At 61.7% G+C, this 23910-nt stretch carries 20 protein-coding genes; 10 read left to right on the top strand and 10 right to left on the bottom strand.

What is annotated here, in order from left to right; all coding sequences use genetic code 11:
• The 7 genes from AB7F49_RS20615 to AB7F49_RS20585 all read right to left on the bottom strand — a co-directional run.
• A partial coding sequence (locus tag AB7F49_RS20615; RefSeq protein WP_428525761.1) for a ketopantoate reductase family protein occupies nucleotides 1–447 on the bottom strand: 447 nt, incomplete at its 3' end.
• Between the two features lie 38 nt (nucleotides 448–485).
• Entirely contained in the window at nucleotides 486–1271 is a 786-nt protein-coding gene (locus tag AB7F49_RS20610) for a polysaccharide deacetylase family protein (RefSeq protein WP_428525759.1), read from the bottom strand.
• Nucleotides 1268–2104 (bottom strand): polysaccharide deacetylase family protein, encoded by an 837-nt coding sequence (locus AB7F49_RS20605; RefSeq protein ID WP_428525757.1) that lies wholly within the window; start codon nucleotides 2102–2104, stop codon nucleotides 1268–1270. Before AB7F49_RS20605 ends, AB7F49_RS20610 begins: the two co-directional genes overlap by 4 nt.
• 20 nt (nucleotides 2105–2124) lie before the next feature.
• Nucleotides 2125–3141, bottom strand: coding sequence for an ABC transporter ATP-binding protein (locus tag AB7F49_RS20600; RefSeq protein WP_428525755.1), 1017 nt, complete (start codon nucleotides 3139–3141; stop codon nucleotides 2125–2127).
• Nucleotides 3131–4126 (bottom strand): ABC transporter ATP-binding protein, encoded by a 996-nt coding sequence (locus tag AB7F49_RS20595; RefSeq protein WP_428525753.1) that lies wholly within the window; start codon nucleotides 4124–4126, stop codon nucleotides 3131–3133. The genes AB7F49_RS20600 and AB7F49_RS20595 overlap by 11 nt, the downstream gene beginning before the upstream one ends.
• A 1-nt stretch (nucleotide 4127) precedes the next feature.
• Nucleotides 4128–5057: an ABC transporter permease gene (locus tag AB7F49_RS20590; RefSeq protein WP_428525751.1), complete on the bottom strand. Its 930-nt coding sequence runs from the start codon at nucleotides 5055–5057 to the stop codon at nucleotides 4128–4130.
• Nucleotides 5054–5995, bottom strand: a complete 942-nt coding sequence (locus tag AB7F49_RS20585; protein ID WP_428525749.1) for an ABC transporter permease — start codon at nucleotides 5993–5995, stop codon at nucleotides 5054–5056. The genes AB7F49_RS20590 and AB7F49_RS20585 overlap by 4 nt, the downstream gene beginning before the upstream one ends.
• Nucleotides 5996–6320: 325 nt before the next feature.
• On the opposite strand from AB7F49_RS20585, the gene AB7F49_RS20580 reads away from it, so the two are divergent.
• Entirely contained in the window at nucleotides 6321–7718 is a 1398-nt protein-coding gene (locus AB7F49_RS20580; protein ID WP_428525747.1) for an MmgE/PrpD family protein, read from the top strand.
• Between the two features lie 22 nt (nucleotides 7719–7740).
• Here the strand turns inward: AB7F49_RS20580 and gcvA are convergent, their stop codons facing one another.
• Entirely contained in the window at nucleotides 7741–8631 is an 891-nt protein-coding gene (gene gcvA, locus AB7F49_RS20575) for a transcriptional regulator GcvA (protein ID WP_428525746.1), read from the bottom strand.
• A gap of 457 nt (nucleotides 8632–9088) precedes the next feature.
• On the opposite strand from gcvA, the gene AB7F49_RS20570 reads away from it, so the two are divergent.
• Entirely contained in the window at nucleotides 9089–10255 is a 1167-nt protein-coding gene (locus AB7F49_RS20570) for an acyl-CoA dehydrogenase family protein (protein WP_428525744.1), read from the top strand.
• A gap of 9 nt (nucleotides 10256–10264) precedes the next feature.
• Entirely contained in the window at nucleotides 10265–12328 is a 2064-nt protein-coding gene (locus AB7F49_RS20565; RefSeq protein ID WP_428525742.1) for an acetate--CoA ligase family protein, read from the top strand.
• A 262-nt stretch (nucleotides 12329–12590) separates the two neighbouring features.
• Here AB7F49_RS20565 and AB7F49_RS20560 read toward each other — a convergent pair whose 3' ends face one another.
• Complete coding sequence (locus AB7F49_RS20560) at nucleotides 12591–13436, bottom strand: universal stress protein (RefSeq protein ID WP_428525741.1); 846 nt, start codon at nucleotides 13434–13436, stop codon at nucleotides 12591–12593.
• 145 nt (nucleotides 13437–13581) lie between these two features.
• Here AB7F49_RS20560 and AB7F49_RS20555 point away from each other — a divergent pair, with 145 nt between their 5' ends.
• The 3 genes from AB7F49_RS20555 to AB7F49_RS20545 are packed head-to-tail and all read left to right on the top strand — an operon-like array spanning nucleotide 13582 to nucleotide 16612.
• The gene (locus AB7F49_RS20555; RefSeq protein ID WP_428525739.1) at nucleotides 13582–14685 is read left to right on the top strand and encodes an MlaE family ABC transporter permease; all 1104 of its coding nucleotides are present in this window, start codon (nucleotides 13582–13584) and stop codon (nucleotides 14683–14685) included.
• A gap of 3 nt (nucleotides 14686–14688) precedes the next feature.
• Complete coding sequence (locus AB7F49_RS20550; protein WP_428525737.1) at nucleotides 14689–15480, top strand: ABC transporter ATP-binding protein; 792 nt, start codon at nucleotides 14689–14691, stop codon at nucleotides 15478–15480.
• Between the two features lie 10 nt (nucleotides 15481–15490).
• Nucleotides 15491–16612, top strand: coding sequence for an ABC-type transport auxiliary lipoprotein family protein (locus AB7F49_RS20545; RefSeq protein ID WP_428525735.1), 1122 nt, complete (start codon nucleotides 15491–15493; stop codon nucleotides 16610–16612).
• 57 nt (nucleotides 16613–16669) lie between these two features.
• On the opposite strand, the gene AB7F49_RS20540 is transcribed toward AB7F49_RS20545, so the two are convergent.
• A complete protein-coding gene (locus AB7F49_RS20540) occupies nucleotides 16670–16873 on the bottom strand; it encodes a hypothetical protein (protein WP_428525733.1) in 204 nt (67 codons plus the stop codon).
• A gap of 26 nt (nucleotides 16874–16899) precedes the next feature.
• On the opposite strand from AB7F49_RS20540, the gene AB7F49_RS20535 reads away from it, so the two are divergent.
• The 4 genes from AB7F49_RS20535 to narH all read left to right on the top strand — a co-directional run bounded on the left by AB7F49_RS20535 (nucleotide 16900) and on the right by narH (nucleotide 23902).
• Nucleotides 16900–17214, top strand: a complete 315-nt coding sequence (locus tag AB7F49_RS20535) for a hypothetical protein (RefSeq protein WP_428525731.1) — start codon at nucleotides 16900–16902, stop codon at nucleotides 17212–17214.
• A 118-nt stretch (nucleotides 17215–17332) separates the two neighbouring features.
• Nucleotides 17333–18583 (top strand): MFS transporter, encoded by a 1251-nt coding sequence (locus AB7F49_RS20530; RefSeq protein ID WP_428525729.1) that lies wholly within the window; start codon nucleotides 17333–17335, stop codon nucleotides 18581–18583.
• A 31-nt stretch (nucleotides 18584–18614) separates the two neighbouring features.
• Nucleotides 18615–22373 (top strand): nitrate reductase subunit alpha, encoded by a 3759-nt coding sequence (locus AB7F49_RS20525; RefSeq protein ID WP_428525727.1) that lies wholly within the window; start codon nucleotides 18615–18617, stop codon nucleotides 22371–22373.
• Nucleotides 22370–23902, top strand: a complete 1533-nt coding sequence (narH, locus tag AB7F49_RS20520; protein ID WP_428525726.1) for a nitrate reductase subunit beta — start codon at nucleotides 22370–22372, stop codon at nucleotides 23900–23902. Before AB7F49_RS20525 ends, narH begins: the two co-directional genes overlap by 4 nt.
• Nucleotides 23903–23910: the final 8 nt, after the last annotated feature.

Genomic DNA, 23910 nt, shown 5'->3' with positions numbered 1-23910 from the left:
GCCGAGCATCAGCGGCCCACGGCCGCCAAATTCGATGTGTCCGGGCGCGATATAGTCCGCCCCGAAATTGATGAAGCAGCCCATCGTGCGATCCCGCCCGATGAGATCAGCGATCAGGAGTTCATTGAGGCCGTTCTGCACGGAGACGAGGAGGCCATTGGAGGAAAGATGGCCTCCGATCATATCAACCGCCGGCTTGGTATGCTGCGCCTTGACCGCCAGCAAGATCAGATCGAACGGGCCCTCGATCTCGTCCGGCGCCGATGCGTCAAGAGCCACGGTGAATTGCGCGATAGGGCCCGTGATCCGCAGACCCTTGGCTCGGATCTCCGCGACATGATCCTCCGCAAGGTCCGCCACGGCAACGGGATGTCCGGACCGCTTAAGAAAAGCGGCGATCGTGCCGCCAATTGCGCCGGCCCCGCAGACCAGCATCCGCTCGAACATGACGGCCCTCGCCTCCCGTGCCTGCCTACGCGTCGCGCTCACGCCGCCAGTGCGGTCTTCGCGATATCGGCGCATGTCTTGAAAACAACGGGCTGAGGGCTGTACTGCGTGTGACGCAAGAACTCCTCCAGCTTGATCATTCGCGGTGCCCGCCCGACCCCGTAGTCCTGTCTCGGGTGCAAGGTCTGACAAACGAACGCGCCGACACTCCGCAGTCCTTCGAATTCTTCCTTCCAGTTCTTCAGAACGCGCGCGTCCGGCTGTTTGATCGAGAAGAGATTCTGATCGATCAAAGTCGGGTTTTGCGGAATCTCGATCATGCCGACGCCGCCGTCGTCATCGAGACGATAGGGAAAATCGTCATCCTGGAAGCTGCTGTCGTAGAGATAGCCAAGCTGAGTGAGATAGCCGAGCGTCTTCATCGACATCAAACCATCGGGAGCGCGCCATCCGAGCGGCGCCTCGCCGAGAAAGTCGCTCATGATCCCATGCGCCTTCTTCAGCGCCTCGAATTCCGCATCACCCAGCGCCGAGTGGTCCTCAAGAGCATATCCGTTCGCCGCGATCTCGTGGCCGGCATCCCGGATCTCCCTGATGAGTCCCGGATGCCGCTCGATCTCACGACCGGGCACGAAGAATGTCGCGGGAACATTCAGCGCCTGGAAGAGACGAAGCAGCCGGTCCACGCCGTTCGGCATGTAATTGCCGTAGGCATAGCGCCCCACCAGACGCTCCTCATTCACGGCGCGGAGCTCAACGGAGGCACCGTGAACGTTCACCGTCACGGCCATGAGGCCGCCGGTCGCCTGTTCGATTTGTGTCATTGCCGGCCACTCCAAGGATGCGTCCGCTCAGGCCAAAGGTCGGGATTCTGCAAGCACCAGCGCGCGGTTTCGACCTGCCGTTGAAAGAGCACGCCCGGGTGCCGCTGGATGTAGAGGATCACGTTCTCGAGAGCCTTCGCGCGCGTCGGCCCGCCGGAGCCGAAGCCGCTGCGCGGGTGAACGATGAGATCGTAGTAGCCGCCTTCCGCGTAAGCCGTGTCGAACTCGGCCTTCCACTGCTCGCAGACTTCGGACGGCGGTGTCATGCTGTCCCGGTAGAACGGCGCGTCATCCAAGCTCGATGTGTTATCCGGAAGATTGACGAAATCGCGCAGCCGCTGCCCCGCGACGACGGGGAAATAGGGAAAGTCGGCAGCCTTCTCGCTCGAGTCGTAGATGTATCCGAGCTCGCGAAGGACCTTGATCGTCAGGTCCGATTTGCCGCCGCCGGGATTGCGCCAGCCGACGGGCGACGCACCCAATAAGTCGGTGAGGATTTTATGCGTCTTGCGCAGATAAAACGGCTCCTCTTCGCCGAGATCGTAGGCTTCATGCAGGTAGCCGTGAGCGCCGATCTCGTGCCCTGCGTCGGCGATCGACCGGACGGCCGCGGGGAAGCACTCGGCGTCGTAGCCCGGCACATAGAAGGTCGCCTTGATACCGAGCCGCTCGAACAGTTCAAGAAAGCGTGGCACGCCGCGTTTCGCGGAATAGCGCCCATGCGAGTATTTTCCGATCGGAAGCAGCTTTTTGCCGGTCTCATTCGACAAGCCGTCGAAATCAACGGTTATGTTGACAACGCAGCGCGCGTCCTGTGGCCATCTCGACGTCATTCCCGTTCTCCTAAAATCCCTCAAGCCGACAGCACCGCCGGAGTCGAAGCGGGCATTTCCGGCAGTTCCGGCAGGTGGCAGGCGACGAAACGATCGCCGCCGCGATCGCCCAGTTGAGGCTCTTCCTTGCGACAACGGTCGAAGGCAAACGGACATCGCGTGTGAAAGCGACATCCGGTGGGAGGGTTCGTCGCACTCGGAATCTCACCCTGAATGACGCCGTTCGTTCGCCGCCGCGTCGGATCCGGTATCGGAACGGCCGCCAATAGCGCGCGCGTATAAGGATGGTGAGGCCGCGAGATGATGTCCTTGGTTCTCGCCGTTTCGACGATCTTGCCGAGATACATCACGGCGATGCGATGCGCGATGTTCTCAACGATGGCAAGGTCGTGAGAGATAAACAGGAAGGCAATGCCCGTCTCCTGCTGCAGTTTCCGCAGCAGATTCACGATCTGCGCTTTGACCGATACGTCGAGCGCGGAAACGGCCTCGTCACAGATGACAAGTTGCGGATTCGTCGCAAGGGCGCGAGCGATCCCGATGCGTTGACGCTGTCCGCCGCTGAATTCGTGCGCCCAGCGGTCGGCACAATCCGGCGGCAGCCCGACCATTCGCAACAACTCGTCGACTCGTGCATCCGTCTCGCGGCGCGAAGCCGTCTGACGGAAATTCTCCAAAGGCTCCGCTAGAGCGTCCCGGATGCGCATTCGCGGGTTGAGGCTGCTGAACGGATCCTGAAAGACGACCTGAATCTTCTTACGCCGAGGGCGGAGTTGGCGTTGGCGCAGGCCATCGATCCGCTCTCCGTCCAGGTAAATCTTCCCGGCAGTCGGCTCGATCAGCTTCAAGACACATCGACCGACGGTCGACTTTCCACATCCTGACTCACCGACGATCGCAAGCGTCTCGCCTTTCATCACCTCGAATGAGACATCGGACACCGCATCGATCGTCAGGCCGCCAAATCCGAACAAGCCAGCCCGGATGGGAAACTGCTTCTTCAGGCCATGCACCTTCAGCAGAGCGTCACTGGTCATGACGACGCCCGACTTCTTCTGGAAAATGGCAAGCGTAGAAATGCCCGTCGCCCTCCTCCCGCATCCCCGGCCGAACCGTTCGACAGACATCCCTCGCCGACGCGCAGCGATTGGCAAAAACGCACCCCACGGCCTTCTGCAGCGTGCTCGGCACGCTTCCGGGGATCTCCGCGAGCTGCCAGTTTTCGTTCTTCAGCGAGGTGCCGAGAATCGGCATCGCTCCGATCAGACCGACGGTGTAAGGATGGCGCGGCCGCTCGAACAGTTGCACCGTCGACGCTTCTTCGAGCTTATGGCCGGCATACATAACGATCACACGGCTTGCGACTTCGGCAACCACGCCGAGATCGTGCGTGACGAAGATGATCGACGTTCCGAACTTGTCCTTCAGATCTCGGATCAGGCGGAGTATCTGCGCTTGGATGGTGACATCCAGGGCCGTCGTCGGCTCGTCAGCGATGAGGAGACGCGGCGCGCACGCGAGCGCCATGGCGATCATCACGCGCTGGCGTATTCCGCCGGACAGTTGATGAGGGTACTCGCCGAGCCGGCGCGCCGGCTCCGCGATGCCGACGCTTCGAAGCATTTCTTCCGCCTTAGCCATCGCGGCGGCACGATTGATGTGCTGATGCAGGATCAGCGATTCAGAGATCTGATATCCGACGGTAAGAACCGGATTGAGCGCCGTCATGGGCTCTTGGAAGATCATGCTGATCTCGTTGCCGCGAAGACCTTGCATGTCCTTTTCACTCAGGTCCCGAAGCGGTCGTCCGTCGAAGCGGATAACGCCGGCGATCCCTGTGCCGCTCTCCGGCAGAAGCCGAAGGATCGACATCGAGGTTACCGATTTACCGGAACCGGATTCCCCGACGATCGCGACGATTTCGCCGGCCTCGACGCTGAATGACAGCCCGTCGACCGCGCGATTAATTCCTTTCAGCGTTCGAAAATGGACCTGCAGGTTTTCGATTTCCAACAGCGCCATATCAAACCTTGCGCGCCATGCGCGGATCGAGCGCGTCGCGCAGCCCATCCCCGACCAAATTGATCGCAAGGATCGTTATTGAAAGCGCGACGGCGGGAATGAAGATGATGGCGGGCTTGATCTGCCACAGAGCCCGCCCGTCGGCCATGATGTTGCCCCACGACGGCACGCTCGGGGGGATTCCAGCGCCGATGAACGAGAGGATCGATTCAAGCAGCATCGCCGCCGCGCAGACATACGTCGCCTGCACCATCAACGGCGCCATCGTGTTTGGCAGGATGTGCCGATACATGATCTTCGGTGTCGAGGTGCCGGCCGCGATGGCCGCCTCGACGTAAGCCTGCTCGCGAATGCTGAGCGCCACGCCGCGGACGAGCCGCGCAACGCGCGGTATCTCGACGACGGTGATCGCGGCGATCACAGTCCCCAGCGAGCCCCCGGAAAGAGCCATCATCGCAATGGCGAGCAGAACGCCCGGAATGGACATCACGCCATCCATCAGCCGCATGATAGGACCGTCGAGCCACCGAAAATACCCGGACAGCAATCCGATGAACAAGCCAACGCCGGACGAGAGAATAGCGACGACGAACCCGACCGAAAGCGAGACGCGCGTGCCGTAAATCACCCTCGCATAGATGTCGCGGCCGAGCATATCCGTGCCGAAATAATGCTCGGCGCTCGGCGGTCTCAGCCGCGTCATCGGAGCGATCGCAGACGGATCATGCTTGGTCAGATAGGGCGCGAAAACTGCGATCAGGATCATCGCCAGCGTGATGAATATTCCGAAGCACACCGCCTTGTGGCGCCAAACGAGCCCAGCCAATCCCGTCAAAGTCCGTTGCGGCGGAAAGACGTCCGGCAGTTCTGGCGCCGGAACGATCTCACCCCCTTTTGCGATATCGCGCTTAAGGCGGGCCTGGCTGGTCAATAGCGTATCCTGGGATCGATCAGCGTATAGGCGATATCGACGAGCAAATTCACGACGACATAGATGAAGCTGAAGAAGAGAACGACCCCCTGAATTATCGGATAATCTCGCTGCAGGATCGCGTCGATCGTCAGCCTCCCGATACCGGGAATGGCAAACACGCTTTCCGTGACCACGGCGCCGCCGATGAGAAGCGCCATGCCGAGCCCAATCACCGTGACGATCGATACGGCCGCGTTCTTGAGCGCGTGAATGAAAAGAATGTTGATGCGCGACTGTCCCTTGGCGCGCGCGGTCCGCACATAGTCCTGATTCAAGACTTCGAGCATCGACGCCCGCGTAATGCGCGCGATCAAGGCCATGTAGACGCTGCCGAGAGAAATCGCTGGCAGAATGAGATGCGACAGCCAGACGCCGACTCCTCTCGACAGCGGGGCGTATCCTTGGATCGGAAACCACTTCAATTCGATCGCGAAGACGTATGCGAGCAGGTATCCCGTCGCGAACACCGGAACCGAGAAACCGAAGATGGCGAAACTCATCACCACGCGGTCGATCCACGAGCCGGCGTAATTTGCCGCGAGAATCCCGAGCGGGATTGCCGTCGAAATCGAGAAAACGAGGGTCAGCGCCATCAACGAGAACGTCGGCTCCAGCCGCGATGCGATGAGTTCGAGCACCGGCTTTCCGCTGAACACCGAGGCGCCGAGATCACCGCGAGCGACTTCGGCGAGCCAACTGAGAAAGCGCACAAAGAACGGTTGGTCCAACCCCAGCGACTTGCGGATTGCGGCAATGTGCTCAAGGGTCGCGTTATCGCCGGCCAGAATCTCCGCCGGGTCGCCCGGCGCGACATAGAGAAGCGCGAAAACCAGGAAGGCGACAAGCACCATCACGGGAATCACCGAAAGGCTGCGCCTGACGATGTACAGAGCCATAAGTTCCCGCCCCCGCCAAAAGCTCCGGACCGACCGCAACGGCAGTCAGTTTCGCCATCTCGCCTCGCATCGGCGGTCACCGTAGGTTCGCATTCCGCAACCCTCAACTACCAAAAGCGCATCACATTGTTCGCATTCCGAATGCCACGATGGTATCGTCGTCGAAGCATGACGCTACCGCATGGCGCCTTGCTTCCTGCTCACTTGGAAGCGCTCGCAAGAGCTGATCAGATGGAACAGAGGCGGCTTTTGGCTTTCTACGGGCTGACAGTCGCTCGCGCGCCCTCGTCGAGGTAGACGAGTGGGCCTGTCGTTAGGAGTGACGGTGACCGCGATCGACGTGAAGGAAAGATCGGCTGCCGACACGGCCGAGCCCATGCCCGTTGCTCTGCGCTTTGCGGACCTGGCGATAGAACAATCGAATTGCGGCCAGCCCAAGAAAGTCATTCACGACGCGAAGCGCTGTATCATCGATTGGTTCGCGGCCTCCCTGCCGGGCGCGGTCAGCCTGCAGGCGCGCGCTCTTGAAAACGGCCTCGTCGACGGTCTCGGCGTAGGCAACGCCTGGACACTGAGCGGGCGGCGGGCTCCCGCCCGATTGGCCGCGCTCATCAATGGAACCGCGTCGCATGCGGTGGAGTTTGACGACATCTTTGCGCCGGCCATCTTCCACCCCGGCAGCCCGACGATCGCGGCCGCATTGTCGGCCGCGCAATCGCTGAACAAGACCGGCCTCGACCTCATCGTCAGCGTCATTGCCGGATACGAGGTTTCGACGCGCATCGGCGAGGCTATGGGCCGGAACCACTACAAGTATTGGCACAACACCGGTACGGTCGGCTGTTTCGGAGCAGCGGCCGCCGTCGGCCTTTTGCACGATCTCGACCGCCAGAAACTTGCCAACGCCTTGTCGACTGCGGCGACCATGGCGGCAGGCCTCCAGCAGGCTTTTCGCGGAGACGCAGGGATCAAGCCTCTCCATTCGGGTCACGCTGCCGACGCCGGACATGTCGCCGTCGCAAGCGCCGCGGGCGGCGTTCTCGCAGCGCCTGACATGATCGAAGGTGATTGCGGCTTCGGCGCCGCCATGGGCCGAAATGTCGACTGGGACGCCGTGCTGCGGAATACGGACTACAATATCTCTCGCACCACGATAAAGAATCACGGTTGTTGCGGTCATATCTTTGCGGCGCTCGACGGCGTTCTGCACCTGCAAGAGAGGCACGGCTTCACGGCCGAGAACGTTGCCGGCATCGAGATTGGCGGCTACTCCGCGACATTCAATGTCACCGGCAACTACAGAATAGACACGCCCGCTGCAGCGAAGTTCTCGCTTCCGTTCATCGTCGCCAGCGGCATTGTTCATAAGAGTATCCGCCTCGACGCGGCGACTCCTCAACGCCTCAGCGATCCGCGTGTTCTCGATTTGATGCCTCGGATCGTGGTTCGGCTCGATCCGGACATCGACAAGCTATTCCCGGCTCAGCGAGCCGCGAAGGTGAGCATACGGCTCAAAGACGGGAGCACGCTCGATCATTTCCAGCCACATCGCGTCGGCGATCCCGAGCTTCCGCTCGATGACAAATCGCTGAACGACAAGTTCATGGAATTGGCAAGCTGTGTGATGCCGAAGAAGGACTCGGAAGCGCTGCTGGAACACCTGTGGACTCTCGAAACGTCCTCAGACCTGAGCTTCACGCACGCCTTGAAACTGAAGCAATAGCATCCAGCCGCAATTGGCCTTCCTAACGCTTGGCGGCGGCATAGAGCCAGTTCAGGAACTGCCGCATATTATTGCTCAGGGACAGCTCTTTTGGCCACATGGCGTAGTAGCCCATGTCGCGCTTAACGGGCCCATCGAACAGGTACATCAATCGCCCCTCGCGCACGTCGCTTTCAACGAGCGAGAGCTGCCCCATGGCAACGCCGAGGCCAGCGGCGGCCGCTTGATACGCTAAATGAGAGCTCGGGAACTCCATGAAAGAACCGTCAGGCGCGGAACGGCCGCGCGCCGCAAACCAATCCTTCCAGTCGAGCGAGCGAAGGCGCGCCGAGATCAACTGCACTTTGGCAAGATCATCGATGGTCTTTATGCCGCCGGTCTGCTTGTAGAATTCCGGGCTGCAGACGGGCTGAATCTCGTCATCCATGATCTTTCTACACGAGATGTCCGGCCAGTTGCCCGCCCCGAACTGGATTGCGATATCGACCGTATCCCGCCCGAAATCCACCGGCTGCACCGCCGTATTCATGCGCAGCTCGATTCCAGGGTGCCGGCTTTTGAATTCCGGAAGGCGCGGGATGAGCCACCGCGCGGCAAACGAACTGTACACCCGTAGCTGAAGCGGATCGGAAAGGCGATTAGCGCGGATCTCGTTGGTCGCCCAGAGAATGCGCGCGAACGCCGGCCCCACCTCCTTGCGATAAGCCTCGCCGCACTCCGTGAGCGCAATGCCCTCGCGCTCGCGCCGGAACAGCTTGACGTTGATCGCGGCCTCCAGCGCCGCGATCTGTCTGCTGACCGCCGACTGGGTGACGTTCAGTTCGGTCGCCGCCTTCGTGAAGCTGAGAAGGCGGCTCGCCACCTCAAAGACGTGGAGCGGATTCAATGGCGGAAGTTCGGATTGCTTGGACATTGTCGATGTCGGTCCGTGCGGCTCATCTCGGCTTCGGGTTGGCAGGCTCCGCCATCGAAGCGAATCGCCCGCACTGGATGAGCATGTCTGGAATAACCAAAAGTCATCCTTGAAAATCATTTCAGAGGAGGACCAACTATTCGTCAAGTCCGCCAGCTGCGCAAAAACAGCGCAATTGAGGCTACAATTGTTAGCTGCGGCGAAGAAAAATCCGATTGGTCCGCTCGCTCGGCCCCGACGGGTGAAAACTGCCCGGGACAGTCCAAGGCAATAGCGTATGAGCGGGAGTACATTTGTTGCGGCACGGTTTTCCGAAATCCCCCGCTAAATTTTCGTCATCGCAAAAGTCATAAGGCTGCAACCTCTGTGAACTTGTCGGAGGGAGTGCGGAGCGGCATGAGTTCAGCAAACTGCATCACCGCGTCGGTGCAATCGAAAGGTCTCGAAGGCGGAGCCCATGGATTTTACGTTATCCGAAGAGCAGCACGCGTTTGCGGACTCCGTTCGCCGCTTCGCGGAACAGCATCTCGCCGCCGACCGTCTCGCGCGCGCCCACAATCCCGCCTTTCCCTTTGACGTCGCGCAACTCATGGGCAAACAGGGTTTGCTCGGCATCGCAATGCCTGCCGCAGACGGAGGCCAGGGCGGCACGCTGATGGATTCCATCATCGCCATCGAGCAAGTGGCCGCAGTCTGCCCGCGCAGCGCCGACGTGGTCCAGGCGGGTAATTTCGGCCCGATACGAACCTTTGCCGAATATGCCACGAAAGAGCAAAAAGAACGCTTCCTATCGGACCTGCTCGCCGGCCGCAAAGTCATCAGCCTTTGCATGACCGAACCGGAGGCCGGTTCCGCATTGACGGAACTCAGAACGTCCGCCAGGCAAGACGGCGACGACTATTTGATCAACGGGACGAAGATTTTCTCCACCCATAGTCCCAATGCCTCACTCTTCCTCGTTTATGTGCGCTTCGGCCCTGGCGTCGGCGGGATCGGATCGGTTCTGGTCGAACGCGATGCGCCCGGCCTGACGATCGGAAAGCCCTCCGCACTCATGGGCGGCGAGGAGTGGTCTCAGCTCTATTTCGAAGACTGCCGCATCCCCGCAAAGAACGTGCTGCTCGGTCCCGGCGGGTTCAAAAAGCAGATATCCGGATTCAATGTGGAACGGCTCGGCAATTCGGCGCGCGCGCTCGCCGTCGGCCGTCATGCCTTCGAGCTCGCGCGCGAGCATGCGTCGACGCGCGTACAATTCGGGCGGCCCTTATGCGAATTTCAAGGACTCCAGTGGAAATTTGCGGAGTTGCATCTCAAGCTCGAAGCCGCTCAGCTCTTGCTTTATCGCGCGGCCGCAGTGAGGGATGACGAACTTCCATCAGCGATCGACACGGCGCTCGCCAAGCTCGCGTGCAATCAAGCCGGATTCGATGCGGCCAACGAAGCCATGCAGATCATGGGAGGGCTCGGCTACAGCACCGAGGCATTGGCCGAATACTGCATGCGCCGGACGCGGGGATGGATGATCGCGGGAGGTTCAACCGAAATCCTGAAGAACCGCGTGGCCGAGCACATCTTCGATCGTCGGTTCGGACAGCGCCGGCCGCAGACCCTGGCGGCGGAATAGGCGCCCATCATGCAGTCCGAGCTCGCGCGCGCTTTACTGCGGCCCAAGAGCGTTGCGCTTATCGGCGCGTCCGACGATGTCGGAAAAACAACCGGTCGCCCCCTCAGATATCTGCGCGCGGCCGGGTACAAGGGAGCTATTTATCCGATCAATCCGCGACGGCCGGAAGTGCAAGGCGAGCGGGCATGGCCTTCGCTCGGCGCGCTGCCTGAAACACCGGACCACGCCTTCATCCTGACGGGCACGGAAGCGGCGATCGAAGCGCTGGAGGACTGCGCCACCCACGGCGTCAAAGTAGCGACCATGCTTGCGAGCGGCTTTTCCGAAGCAGGCGTCGCGGGCGCGAAACGCGAGCGCCGCGTACGCGACATCGTCGAGAAGACTGGAATCCGATTGGTTGGGCCCTCGAGCCTCGGCGTCGTCAACCTCCACGAGGGGTTGACGCTTACGGCAAACGCCGCCTTTGCGGAAAGCGACCTGCCCCGTGGCTCGATCTTTGTCGCTTCGCATAGCGGAAGCATGATCGGAGCGCTCCTGTCTCGCGGAAAAGCGCGGGGAGTCGGCTTTGCCGGTCTGGTTTCGCTCGGAAACGAGGTGGATCTTTCTCTCGGAGATCTTTGCGCGGCGACGCTGGAGGACGATCGGATCGGCAGTTACATGCTGTTCCTTGAATCCACCCGCCATGCCGAGAGGCTGCGCGAGTTTGCACTCGATGCTCATCGCGCCGGCAGGCCTGTGCTGGCCTACAAGCTGGGCCGCTCGACAGAAGCGGCGGAGCTCGCCACATCCCATACCGGCGCGCTCGCGGGAGACGACGATATCGCCGACGCTTTTCTACGCGAATGCGGCATCGCGCGCGTAGAGACGCTCGACGGGTTCATCGAATCGATGCCGTTGCTGCGTCGGGCGCCAATGCTGTCGCCGGCCGCCAAACCACGCATCGGCGTCGTCACGACCACGGGCGGCGGCGCGGCCATGGTGGTTGACCAACTCGGCGTGTGCGGCCTGTCGGTATCCGCGCCTTCTTCCAAATTGGCGGACGCCATCGGCGCCTTCGTCCCGATAGAGCGCGCGCGCGTGATCGACCTGACGCTCGCCGGAACGCGCGCAGACGTCATGAAAGGCGCGCTCGCCGCCATGCTCCAATCGGGCGAGTACGATCTCGTCGTTGCGGTCGTAGGCTCATCGGCCCGTAATCACCCTGAACTCGCGGTCGCTCCCATTGTCGAGATGGCGGAGGATGGAAAACCGCTCGCGGCCTTTATCGTGCCGGATGCTCCGGCCGCGCTCGAGATGTTGGCTTGCCATGACGTTCCGGGGTTTCGCACGCCGGAGTCCTGTGCCGATGCGATCCGGGCTGCGTTTGCGCGCGAAACGCCGCGTGCCCGGGAGATTCAGATTCGCACGACCGAAAGCTTTGCTATCGACGAACAGGAGGCATACGCGCTCTGCGATCGGCTGGGCATTCCCCGGGCGCCGACGGTTGTTCTCGCGCCGGACGCACGGCTGCCGTCCATCCCGTTCGCCTATCCGGTTGCCGCCAAGGTGCTGTCTCGCGATATCGCCCACAAAAGCGATATCGGCGGAGTTCTTCTCAATATTGCGGACGCTCAAGCCCTACTGGCCGCCGCCGAGCAAATCCGTAGCCGCGTGGCCGCTGCCCGCCTGGCGCCGAACGTCGCTCATGTTCTGGTTCAGCCGATGGAAAAGGGCGTCGGCGAGGCCTTGATCGGCTATCGCATCGATCCTCAGGTCGGACCGGTGGTCATCGTCGCCGCCGGCGGAACGACAACGGAGATCTATAAAGACCGCGCTCTTCGCCTCGCGCCGGTCACGCTCGACGCGGCGCGGGCCATGATCGCGGAGGTCAAGGGGTTCGAGACGATGAGAGGGTTTCGCGGTCATGAAAATGGGGACCTCGAAGCGCTCGCCCAAGCAGTCGTTCAATTTTCGATGATAAGCGTAGTCGAACCGCGTGTGATGGAGGCCGAACTGAACCCGGTCATCGTTCGCCGGCAAGGCGCGGGCGTTGTCGCCGTCGACGCCCTCATGCGGCTGGCGCCTCCCGGATAGCGCAGGCCCGGCCTTCATCGACATGATAGCGTCGCCCCCGCTCCACCTGGTCAGCCTCGCCCGCTCGAGAACGCGACCATCGGTTGGCGTCAACGCCAACGGCTGGAATCGGGCCCGATGGCGTTGACGACTTCCCTCGGCTTCGCCGGTCCATGATGCGCCGGAATGATCCCTTCAATATCTTGAGGCAGGTCGGACTGAGCGCCAGGAGTTCGTCGCACCAGCGCGCTGACGGCCCGGCGCCGGATTCCCTCTGCAACGTTCAGTGTGAAAGAAGACAACACACGCGCGTTTCATTGAGAAGATCGCGGGTTACGCCGCCAAAGATCCATTCGCGCGCTCTGCTTTGGCCAAAGGCCCCCGAGACGATGAGATCGGCGCCCTCGTCATCGGCGAACTGGATGATGTCGTCACCGACGGACCGCTCGCCTTCCGATCGAACGACGGGCTCGCCGGAGATTCCATGCCGCCGCAAATACACTGCAACGTCATCGACTGACTCCTTCATCTCACGTCGCCCTACTCCAAGAATGAATACCGTGTCGGCGCGTTTCAGGAACGGCAGGCCATCCCAGATCGCTCTCCGGGCTTCGCGCGCGTCTTTCCAGGCAATCACGATGCGTTTAAACGACGCACGCTCTTTCAGAGGAGGGAGCACGAGTATCGGCCTTCCGGCCGTCATCACAAGATCGGCGGGCGCCGCCGTCATCGGGCCTTGCTGTTCGTCATGAACGCCTTGCCGGCTCACAACGACAAGATCGCAAGCCCGTGCCTGCTTGCACAAAAACGGGGATGACTGGGTAACGTCGGAGCGCCATTCGGCGCTGCGCGCTCCGGCCAGGCGCTGAAACAGAGCCGCGGCCTGCTTGAGATCGGTCGCCACGCGCTGCTTCTCAAGCTCGATATAACCGGGCGTTCCACCAATCGAGCTTTCGAAGTATAAGGGCGAGACAAGCTCCTCCGCACCGATCCCCACGAGATGGCTTGAAAAACGATCGGCCAGCTCGACAGCGAATCTTACGCGCCTTTCGGCTTGAGCGCCGAGGTCCACGGGGACCATGATCGATGAAAGGGTCGAAAGCGGAGACACGTCAGGCAAAGGCGCCATGGCCGCCATCCTTCCTTTGAAAGCATTCCTTCCTTTTGGAAGTTCTTATTATCTCGCACCGGCGGATGGCCTTGACCTGCCGCAAATTGACCTGCCGCAAGGACGCGAAGGCCGGCAAAGATATCTGTGCGCCAGGGTCCAGACGATGACACATCCGCCGCAACTCACGACTTCCGCCCAAGGCCTCCTCGCGAGCGGAGCATGGACGACGGCCTATCTCGCCGCTCTGGAGCAAATGACGGACGACGCGGACGCTCGCGAGAGCAGCGGACGCATCGACGTCGCGGGCATCGTCGCGCTCGATACGTTCGGCGCGTGGCTTCTCGAGCGCCTGCGGCGGCGCATCGGTCCCGATGCCGAATTCGTCGGTGTCCCCGCCCACTTTCAAGGGCTGTTCGATAGCCTCTCCAAGGTCAATCAACCCTCGGCGAAGGCGGGCGCGGGCAATCCCGTCCTGCATCTGCTGGAGCGCGTCGGCCGGGCCGCCGAAAGCACCGGAGCCGATCTCCTTGCCCTCGTCGCGATGCTCGGGGCCCTCGGTGAAGCGCTCCTGCGCGTCCTGTTGAATCCGCGACGCCTGCGGCTGACGTCATCGGTACATCAACTCGATCGTGTCGCATGGCAGGCTACCCCGATCATCCTGCTGATCACATTCCTCATCGGCTGCATTATCGCGCAGCAAGGCATCTTTCATTTTCGCAAATTCGGCGCCGATGACTACGTCGTCGACCTCGTCGGAATCCTGATCCTGCGCGAAATCGGCGTTCTGCTCGTGGCGATTATGGTGGCGGGCCGCTCCGGCAGTTCGTATACGGCGGAGATCGGGTCCATGAAGATGCGCGAGGAAATCGACGCCTTGCGAACCATGGGGCTGAACCCGGTCGAGGTGCTTCTGCTTCCCCGCGTCGTCGCGCTCGTCATCGCCCTGCCGCTTCTCACCTTCGTCGGATCGATAGCCGCGCTCTACGGTGGCGGCGTGGTCGCATGGCTCTATGGCGGCATGTCGCCGGAGATTTTCATCGCGCGCCTGAAGGAAGCCATCTCCCTGGACCATTTCAAGGTCGGAATCATCAAGGCGCCCTTCATGGCGCTGATGATCGGCGCCGTCGCGTGCGTCGAAGGACTGAAGGTCAAGGGCAGCGCCGAATCGCTCGGATTGCAAACGACATCGTCGGTCGTCAAATCCATTTTCATCGTCATCGTTCTTGATGGCCTGTTCGCGATCTTCTTCGCGTCGATCGGGATGTAAGCGATGTCGGACGAAGCCGCCGTTGTCATCAGCGTCCGCGATCTTGTCGTCGGCTTTGGCAGCCGCGTGATCCTTGATCATCTGTCATTGGACGTGCTGCGCGGCGAAGTCATCGGCGTTGTCGGCGCATCAGGAAGCGGCAAGTCGGTGTTGCTGCGGACGATCCTCGGGCTGATCGAGAAACGGCAAGGCTCCATCACCATCCTCGGCATAGACCGGAATGCCGCCGACAATGACGAGCTTCGTGAGATCGGCCGCCGTTGCGGCGTTCTATTTCAATACGGTGCGCTATTCTCGTCCCTCACGGTTGTCGAGAACGTGGAGTTTCCGATGCGGGAGCATCTCGGGCTGCCTCCGGGCCTGCGCCACGACGTGGCGATGGCAAAGATCGAGATGGTCGGCCTGAAACCCGATGACGCACTGAAGTATCCCGCAGAACTCTCCGGCGGCATGACCAAGCGTGCGGCGCTCGCCCGCGCGCTTGCCCTGGACCCCGAAATCGTCTTCCTCGACGAGCCCACATCGGGCCTCGATCCGATCTCGGCCGAGGCGTTCGATTCGTTGATCCGCACCCTGCGGCGAACCTTGGGATTGACCGTCTACATGAACACCCACGATCTGGATACGCTCGCGACCGTTTGCGACCGCATCGCCGCGCTCGCGGACGGTCGCGTAGCCGCGCTCGGGGCGATGTCCGACATGCAGAGCTGCAATCACCCTTGGGTTCGGGAATATTTCGGCGGCACGCGCGCCCACCTCGCGGCGCACGGGCCGAAAACAACCGCAGCTACGTAAGGCCATCGCGATGGAATACCGCGCACGCTACGTCTTGGTCGGAACGTTCATAGTTGTCATCACGGCGCTCGCCTTCGGCTTCGTCTACTGGCTGCATGGCGCAGGCCGGTTATCGGAAGGGAGCATCTATGCGGTCCGTTTCGAGGGCTCGGTCTCGGGCCTGCGAAAGGGATCTTCCGTTCTGTTCAACGGAGTGAGAGTGGGCGAGATCACCGACCTTCGCCTGGATATGAACGATGCGCGTCATGTGATGGCGACGATTCTTGTCGATCCGTCTACGCCCATTCGGAGCGACACGCGGATTTCGATCGAGACGCAGGGCCTTATGGCTTCACCTTCTCTGACCCTTTACGGCGGAGCCGGTGTTCCCCTTCAGCCGCCCGGCGGAGGTGGCATTCCTACCCTGGTCGCGGACGCCTCCGCCGGACGGGATATGATGCAAAGCGCACGCGATACGCTCAACAGGCTCAATGATATTCTGAAGGAGAATGCCGAGCCGCTTCATAGTGCCGTGGTCAATATCGACACTTTCTCGGGCGCGCTTTCGCGCAACTCCGGCAAACTGGACGGCATCATCGACGGGCTGGCGCGGTTAACCGGCGCGGCCACCCCGCCGTCGCCCCGCCTTTACGATCTTTCCGCCGTTACTGTTCGCACGACGGAGCCCTTGCCGGACAAACAACTCGTCGTCGGCGAACCAACGGCCGTGATCGCGCTCGACACCAGAAAAATCGTGACGTTGGCCGCGGACGGAGAGCAGCAGGGAGCGCCGGACGCACAGTGGAGCGACAATATTCCAAAGCTGATCCAAGCGCGGATCGTGCAGAGCTTTGAAGACGCGAAATTTATGAAAGTGTCGCGCCCCCTCGACGGTCTTGCATCGGAGTTTCAGTTGACTCTCGACCTTCGCGGATTCCATGTCACCGTCGGCGACAAGCCGGAAGCGACCGTCGAATTCGCCGCCAAGATTCTGGACAAGGACGGCCACATCCTTGCCGGCAACGTCTTTCGCTCGACGCGTCCGGTGGCGGAATCCGGTACTTCGGCGACGGTCGCCTCTCTCAACGATGCCTTCGGCAAGGCGACGGCGGAACTTATAACCTGGACGCTGGCGACATTGCGCGGAGCATAGGCCCGTGTTTGCGTGACACGGAGCCTCGCGGCCCACCGCTCGATGAACCGGCTGACGTCAGCGCGCCATGGCGCGGCGCGCTCCGTCGGGTAACCCCGGCGCCTTGTTCGCCACCGGAGCGATCCTGGAGCAAGGCGCTTCGATGTCGCCGACACCCGCACAGGACCTACGCATTCGCCGGACTGCGCCCCACAGCCCCGCCGTAAGAATTGCGAAGGCAAAAACGGCACCGGCAATAATCAGAATATTCGCGGTCGACATGTCGATTCCTCGATTGTCACCATGCCATGATGATCGGCGGTCGACACCCATACGTTGATTTACCGCAAGCTTACGAAAAGCGTTTTGAGCATCGGTGCGCGGCCACGTTCCGTATTTTCGCGCTTTCCGGCCTGTTCCGCGGCATCGCCGCGCCGACGTTTACCTCGGCGGGGACGAGAGCACCCGGAGACGCCTCACGCCATCTCAGCACCGGTATTCTCGTCTCGGGCACGATTGTGATCATCCGCATCGGCATCTTCATTGTCTCATTGAATGAGACGCTGCCGGCAAAACCCGCGCGCAAATTACCGTTCGCATTCCTCTCGCCACGTCATTGCTGAAGCGCAAAGACACCGGCAAGGCCGTTGATAGAATTGGAATGCGGGCTCCAACATAAAGTTGTAGCGGCGTCCGCCACGCGCCATACTGATCGAACCAGCGCCGTTTCCAGAGGTCGGCATGTCAGCATCGAATCGCATCGCTGTTCTGCTCGTCAGCACCTGGGCATTCACGGTCTGCTTTGCCGTGTGGATGATGTTCGGCGTGACCGGCATCCCGATTCGCACCCAACTTGGCCTGGACGCGACGCAATTCGGACTCCTCACGGCCACTCCCGTCTTGACGGGCGCGCTCTTTCGCCTGCCGCTCGGCATATGGACGGACCGCTTCGGCGGCCAGCGCATCATGCTCTTACTGTTGATCGGCTGTGCCATTCCGGTTTGGCTGTCGGCCTATGCCACAGCGTTCTGGCAGTTCCTGCTGCTCGGCCTCGCTCTGGGTCTCGTGGGCGCCTCGTTTTCGGTGGGAACGCCATATGTCGCGCGCTTCTTTCCCAAGGAGCAGCGCGGGTTCGCGATGGGTTTCTTCGGCGCCGGCACGACCGGTGCGGCGCTCAATATGTTCGTCGCGCCCTTCCTTATCGATCGCTACGGCTGGGAAATGGTGCCGAAGGTTTACGCCGCCGGACTGATTGCGACGGCGGCCGTGTTCTGGATCTTCTCGGCGCGCGATCCAACGAGATCCGACGGCGCCTCGCCGTCGATAACGCAGCAGCTCACCGTTCTGCGCGATCCGCGCGTGTGGAAGTATTGTCAATATTATTCCATCGTGTTCGGCGGCTTTACCGCGCTTTCGATCTGGATGCCGCAGTACTTCAAGACGGAATATGGCTTCTCGATCGCGCAAGCTTCATTGCTCGCAGCCTGCTTCGCGCTGCCGGGAGGAGCCTTTCGGGCCCTCGGCGGCTGGCTGTCCGACAGGTTCGGAGCTCATGCCGTCACGTGGTGGGTTCTTTGGGTCGCGTGGATTTGTCTCTTCCTTCTCTCCTACCCGAAGACGGAATTGATCGTGCACACGGTCGACGCACCGCTGCGCTTCGGCATCGCACTACCGTCCTGGTTCTTCACTGGACTGCTCTTGATTCTCGGCATCGCCTTCGCGTGCGGGATGGCGTCTACATTCAAATACATCGCCGACGACTTCCCTGACCGTATGGGCGCGGTCTCCGGTATCGTCGGAATGGCGGGTGGTTTTGGCGGCTTCCTATTGCCCATCATGTTCGGCGCCCTCCTTGATGGGTTCGGCGTCAATTCAAGCTGCTTCATGCTGCTTTATGGCATCGTCGCCGTGTCGCTGATGTTGAGTTACCTGACCGAGGTGCGCCGCGCTCCTATCATGGGAGAAAAGATTTCGCCGCAGGCTGCGCCGTAAGCGCGTCCGCGTCCAACCAGGGAAAGAGCATATGAGCCATTTCCTCGAACGCCTTACGTATTTCTCTCGACGGCGCGAAGCCTTTTCCGGCAACCATGGCGAGTTGCGCGACGAAGATCGCATGTGGGAGGAAGGTTACCGCTCGCGCTGGCAGCACGACAAGATCGTCCGCTCGACGCATGGCGTGAACTGCACCGGCTCGTGCTCGTGGAAGATCTACGTCAAAAGCGGTGTCGTCACCTGGGAAACCCAGCAAACCGACTATCCGCGCACGCGGCCGGGTATGCCGAACCACGAGCCGCGCGGCTGCTCGCGTGGCGCGTCCTATAGCTGGTATCTCTACAGTGCGAGCCGCATCAAATATCCCATGGTGCGCGGCCGCCTTCTCAAGGCGTGGCGCGCAGCGCGCAAGACGCTTGCGCCCGTCGAGGCTTGGGCCGCGGTCGTCGGCGACACCGATACCTCTCGTGCCTACAAGGCGATGCGCGGCCGTGGAGGCTTCGTACGCTCCTCCTGGGACGAGGTCGCCGAGATCATCGCCGCCGCCAATGTTCACACCGTCAAAACCTGGGGGCCGGACCGCGTCGTCGGCTTCTCACCGATTCCCGCGATGTCGATGGTCTCCTATGCCTCCGGCGCGCGCTATCTGAGCCTGATCGGCGGCACGCTGCTCTCCTTTTACGACTGGTACTGCGACCTGCCACCGTCGTCGCCGCAAACCTGGGGCGAGCAGACGGACGTTCCCGAATCCGCCGACTGGTACAATTCCGGCTACATCATTGCCTGGGGCTCCAACGTGCCGCAGACGCGCACGCCCGACGCGCATTTCTTCGTCGAGGCGCGCTACAACGGCACCAAGGTCGTGGCAGTGACGCCCGACTATGCCGAGGTCGCCAAATTGTCGGACCTGTGGCTGCATCCCAAGCAAGGCACCGACGCCGCTCTTGCGATGGCGATGGGCCATGTGATCCTGAAGGAATTCTTCCTTGACCGGCAGACGCCCTATTTCCAGGACTATTGCCGGCGTCTCACCGACATGCCGCTGCTGGTGCGCCTGCGCCGGGACGGCGAGCGTTTCGTGCCGGACCGCTATTTGCGTCAGAGCGACCTGCCGGACGCGCCGGTGTCGCAGCGCGCGGCCTGGAAAACAATCGCGGTGGAGGAGGAGACCGGCGCGCTCGTCGTACCGCGAGGCTCGATCGGCTACCGTTGGCCCGCCGACGGCGAGCCGACGGGCCGCTGGAATCTCGAGGAAAAGGACGGCGAGACCGGGGACGACGTCAAGCTCAGCCTCAGCCTGATCGACCGGCGCGACGATGTGTTGCCCGTTGCCTTCCCCTATTTCGGCGGCACGCCGCATCCGCATTTCGCGAGCAACGATCAGGGCGGCGACGTACTCCTCCGCAACGTGCCGGTGCGCAGCATCAAGCTTGCCGACGGCGAGAGCTACGTGGCAACCGTGTTCGATCTCCTCTGCGCCAATTACGGACTCGACCGTGGCCTTGGCGGGGATTGCGCCGAGAGCTTCGACGACAATGTACCTTATACGCCCGCCTGGCAGGAGAGGATCACGGGCGTTTCGGCGTCCCATGCGATAGAGGTCGCACGCGGCTTCGCGACAAATGCCGAGAAAACCGAGGGCCGCTCAATGGTCATCATCGGCGCCGGCATGAACCACTGGTATCACCAGGACATGGGCTACCGTTCGATCATCAACATGTTGATGATGTGCGGCACGGTCGGCGTCTCCGGGGGCGGCTGGGCGCATTACGTCGGGCAGGAGAAGCTCAGGCCACAGACCGGCTGGACCATGCTCACCTTCGCGCTCGATTGGATACGGCCGCCGCGTCAGATGAACGGCACGTCCTTCTTCTACGCGCATTCCGACCAGTGGCGTTACGAGAAGCTCGACGTCTCGGAACTCCTGTCGCCGCTTGCCGACCCGGCTCCCTACCGTGGCAGCATGATCGACCTGAACGTCAGGGCCGAGCGCATGGGCTGGCTGCCTTCGGCGCCGCAACTCAACGTCAACCCGCTGACGCTCGCCGCCGAGGCGGAGAAAGCGGGCAGCGGCATCAAGGAGCACGTCGTCGCCGGCCTGAAATCCGGCAGCCTTTCCATGGCCTGCGAGGACCCCGACAATCCGGTCAATTTCCCGCGCAACCTGTTCATCTGGCGCTCGAATCTATTCGGCTCTTCCGGCAAGGGGCACGAATATTTCCTGCGCCATTTCCTTGGCACGCGACACGGTCTGCAGGGCAAGGACCTCGGCGAGGAAGGCCGCGAGAAGCCGCGGGATGTCGCTTGGCGCGACAAGGCGCCGGAAGGCAAGCTCGACCTCGTCACCACGCTCGACTTCCGCATGTCGACGAGTTGTCTTTATTCCGACATCGTGCTGCCGACCGCGACTTGGTACGAAAAGAACGACCTCAACACATCCGACATGCATCCCTTCATCCATCCGCTGTCGGCGGCGGTGGACCCGGTGTGGGAGTCGAAAAGCGACTGGGAGACCTACAAGGCCATCGCCAAGCGTTTTTCCGAACTGGCCGAGGGCCATCTCGGCGTGGAGCGCGACGTGGTGCTCACGCCGATCCAGCACGACACGCCGGCAGAGATCGCGCAGCCGTTCGATGTGAAGGATTGGAAGCGCGGCGAATGCGACCTCGTGCCTGGCGTCACCGCGCCGCAAATCACTGTCGTCGAGCGCGACTATCCAAACACCTATCGCCGTTTCACGGCTCTCGGACCGCTCGCCGATAAGCTTGGCAACGGCGGCAAGGGAATCGCCTGGAACACGGAGAGCGAAGTCGCGGGCCTCGGCAAATTGAACTACCGCGTCAATGACGGCGGCCCGACGCATGGGCGGCCGTGCATCGAAACCGACATCGACGCGGCCGAGGTTATTCTTTACCTCGCGCCGGAAACCAATGGCGAGGTGGCGGTCAAGGCGTGGAAAGCGCTTGGCAAGGTGACCGGACGCAATCACATCCATCTCGCCGAAACCCGCGAGGACGAAAAAATCCGCTTCCGCGATATCCAGGCGCAGCCGCGAAAGATCATCTCCTCGCCGACATGGTCCGGCATCGAGAGCGAGCATGTCTCGTACACGGCCGGATATACGAACGTGAACGAGATGATCCCGTGGCGCACGATCAGCGGCCGCCAGCAATTTTATCAGGACCATCGCTGGTTCCGCGATTTCGGCGAGAGCTTCGCCGTCTACCGGCCGCCGATCGATACCCGCACGGCGGCCGCCATGCTCGGGAAGAAGGCGAATGGCGAGAAGGAGATCGTGCTCAACTTCATCACGCCGCACCAGAAGTGGGGCATCCATTCAACCTATACCGACAATCTCATCATGCTGACGCTGTCGCGCGGCGGGCCGATCGTGTGGCTGTCCGAGATAGATGCGAGGAAGGCCGGCATCGTCGACAACGACTGGATCGAGCTCTTCAACCTCAACGGCGCAATCGCCGCACGCGCCGTGGTTAGCCAGCGCGTGCAGGAAGGCATGTGCATGATGTACCACGCGCAGGAGAAGATCGTGAACGTGCCCGGCTCGCAGATTACCGGGCAGCGCGGCGGCATCCACAATTCGGTGACGCGCACGGTGCTCAAGCCGACGCATATGGTCGGCGGCTACGCGCAACTTTCCTACGGCTTCAACTATTACGGCACTGTCGGGTCCAACCGTGACGAGTTCGTGGTTATGCGCAAACTCATCAAGGTTGAGTGGCTCGACCGCTCCAATCCCGTCGACCCGATCGCCGAGGAGGCCGCATCATGAAGATCCGTGCGCAAGTTGCGATGGTGCTCAACCTCGACAAATGCATCGGCTGCCACACCTGCTCCGTCACCTGCAAGCAGGTGTGGACCTCGCGGCAGGGCATGGAATACGCCTGGTTCAACAACGTCGAGACCAAGCCCGGCATCGGCTATCCCAAGGACTGGGAGAACCAGGAGCGCTGGAACGGCGGCTGGAAACGTAGGAAGAACGGCAAGATCGTGCCGAAGCAGGGCGGCAAGCTCGCCGTGCTTGCCAACATCTTCGCCAATCCGAATCTGCCGGAGATCGACGACTACTACGAGCCCTTCACCTTCGACTACGAGCATCTCCACGTCGCCCCCGAACTGCCGACCACGCCAGTGGCCCGGCCGCTTTCGCTGGTCACCGGTCGGCCGATGGAGAAGATCGAGTGGGGCCCGAACTGGGAGGAGATTCTCGGCGGCGAATTCGACAAGCGCTCGCAGGATTACAATTTTGAGGCCGTACAGAAGGACATCTACGGCCAGTTCGAAAACACCTTCATGATGTACTTGCCGCGGCTGTGCGAGCACTGCCTCAACCCGAGTTGCGTCGCTTCCTGTCCGTCAGGCTCGATCTACAAGCGCGAGGAAGATGGCATTGTCCTCATCGACCAGGACAAGTGCCGCGGTTGGCGCATGTGCGTGTCCGGGTGCCCGTACAAGAAAATCTATTACAACTGGACCTCCGGCAAAGCCGAGAAGTGTATCTTCTGCTATCCGCGCATCGAGGACGGCCAGCCGACCGTATGCTCGGAAACCTGCGTCGGCCGCATCCGCTATCTCGGCGTGCTGCTCTATGACGCCGACGGCATCGAGAAGGCGGCTTCCGTCGAGGACGAGCAGGCCCTTTACGAGGAACAGCTCAGGCTGTTCCTCGATCCGAACGATCCTGCCGTCATCAAGCAGGCCCGTGCCGATGGCATCGCCGACAACTGGATCGAGGCGGCAAAGCGATCGCCGGCGTACAAGATGGCGGTCGAGTGGAAGATCGCCTTCCCGCTGCATCCCGAATATCGCACGCTGCCGATGGTTTGGTACGTGCCGCCGCTCTCGCCGATCCAGTCACACGCAAACGCTGGCGCGATCGAGACGGTCGGCGAGATTCCGGACGTGCGTTCGCTGCGCATCCCGGTACGCTATCTCGCCAACCTGCTCACCGCCGGCGCGGAGGCGCCGATCGTCTCGGCGCTGGAGCGGATGCTGGCCATGCGCATCTACTTCCGCCAGCGACAGCTTGGCGAGGGTGACGGCACGGCGGTCCTGGCGCAGGCCGGACTCACGGCGGCCCAGGTCGAGGAGATGCACCGTTACCTCGCTATCGCCAACTATGAGGATCGCTTCGTCATCCCGACGAGCCACCGCGAACACGCCGAAGACGCCTATGGACTCAAAACCTCCTGCGGCTTCACGTTCGGCAATGGCTGCGATTTCGGGCCGCCGCACTCGACGTTGTTCGGCGGCAAGATGGGGCGCCGCAAACTCACACCGGTGCGGCCTGTGGACACATGAGACTAGCG

Source organism: Pseudorhodoplanes sp. (genome assembly GCF_050250235.1).
GTDB lineage: Bacteria > Pseudomonadota > Alphaproteobacteria > Rhizobiales > Xanthobacteraceae > Pseudorhodoplanes.
The sequence above is the reverse complement of the archived record's forward strand: the minus strand, read 5'-3'. Positions and strand labels throughout refer to the sequence as shown.

Bases quoted from the DNA above. Each gene is read 5' to 3' on its own strand.
- AB7F49_RS20530 (WP_428525729.1), top strand. From the start codon at position 17,333: ATGTCAGCATCGAATCGCATCGCTGTTCTGCTCGTCAGCACCTGGGCA.
- AB7F49_RS20605 (WP_428525757.1), bottom strand. From the start codon at position 2,104: ATGACGTCGAGATGGCCACAGGACGCGCGCTGCGTTGTCAACATAACC.
- gcvA (WP_428525746.1), bottom strand. From the start codon at position 8,631: ATGTCCAAGCAATCCGAACTTCCGCCATTGAATCCGCTCCACGTCTTT.
- AB7F49_RS20545 (WP_428525735.1), top strand. From the start codon at position 15,491: ATGGAATACCGCGCACGCTACGTCTTGGTCGGAACGTTCATAGTTGTC.
- AB7F49_RS20595 (WP_428525753.1), bottom strand. From the start codon at position 4,126: ATGGCGCTGTTGGAAATCGAAAACCTGCAGGTCCATTTTCGAACGCTG.
- AB7F49_RS20600 (WP_428525755.1), bottom strand. From the start codon at position 3,141: ATGACCAGTGACGCTCTGCTGAAGGTGCATGGCCTGAAGAAGCAGTTT.
- AB7F49_RS20560 (WP_428525741.1), bottom strand. From the start codon at position 13,436: ATGGCGCCTTTGCCTGACGTGTCTCCGCTTTCGACCCTTTCATCGATC.
- AB7F49_RS20535 (WP_428525731.1), top strand. From the start codon at position 16,900: ATGATGATCGGCGGTCGACACCCATACGTTGATTTACCGCAAGCTTAC.
- AB7F49_RS20540 (WP_428525733.1), bottom strand. From the start codon at position 16,873: ATGTCGACCGCGAATATTCTGATTATTGCCGGTGCCGTTTTTGCCTTC.
- AB7F49_RS20585 (WP_428525749.1), bottom strand. From the start codon at position 5,995: ATGGCTCTGTACATCGTCAGGCGCAGCCTTTCGGTGATTCCCGTGATG.
- narH (WP_428525726.1), top strand. From the start codon at position 22,370: ATGAAGATCCGTGCGCAAGTTGCGATGGTGCTCAACCTCGACAAATGC.
- AB7F49_RS20555 (WP_428525739.1), top strand. From the start codon at position 13,582: ATGACACATCCGCCGCAACTCACGACTTCCGCCCAAGGCCTCCTCGCG.
- AB7F49_RS20525 (WP_428525727.1), top strand. From the start codon at position 18,615: ATGAGCCATTTCCTCGAACGCCTTACGTATTTCTCTCGACGGCGCGAA.
- AB7F49_RS20570 (WP_428525744.1), top strand. From the start codon at position 9,089: ATGGATTTTACGTTATCCGAAGAGCAGCACGCGTTTGCGGACTCCGTT.
- AB7F49_RS20565 (WP_428525742.1), top strand. From the start codon at position 10,265: ATGCAGTCCGAGCTCGCGCGCGCTTTACTGCGGCCCAAGAGCGTTGCG.
- AB7F49_RS20550 (WP_428525737.1), top strand. From the start codon at position 14,689: ATGTCGGACGAAGCCGCCGTTGTCATCAGCGTCCGCGATCTTGTCGTC.
- AB7F49_RS20610 (WP_428525759.1), bottom strand. From the start codon at position 1,271: ATGACACAAATCGAACAGGCGACCGGCGGCCTCATGGCCGTGACGGTG.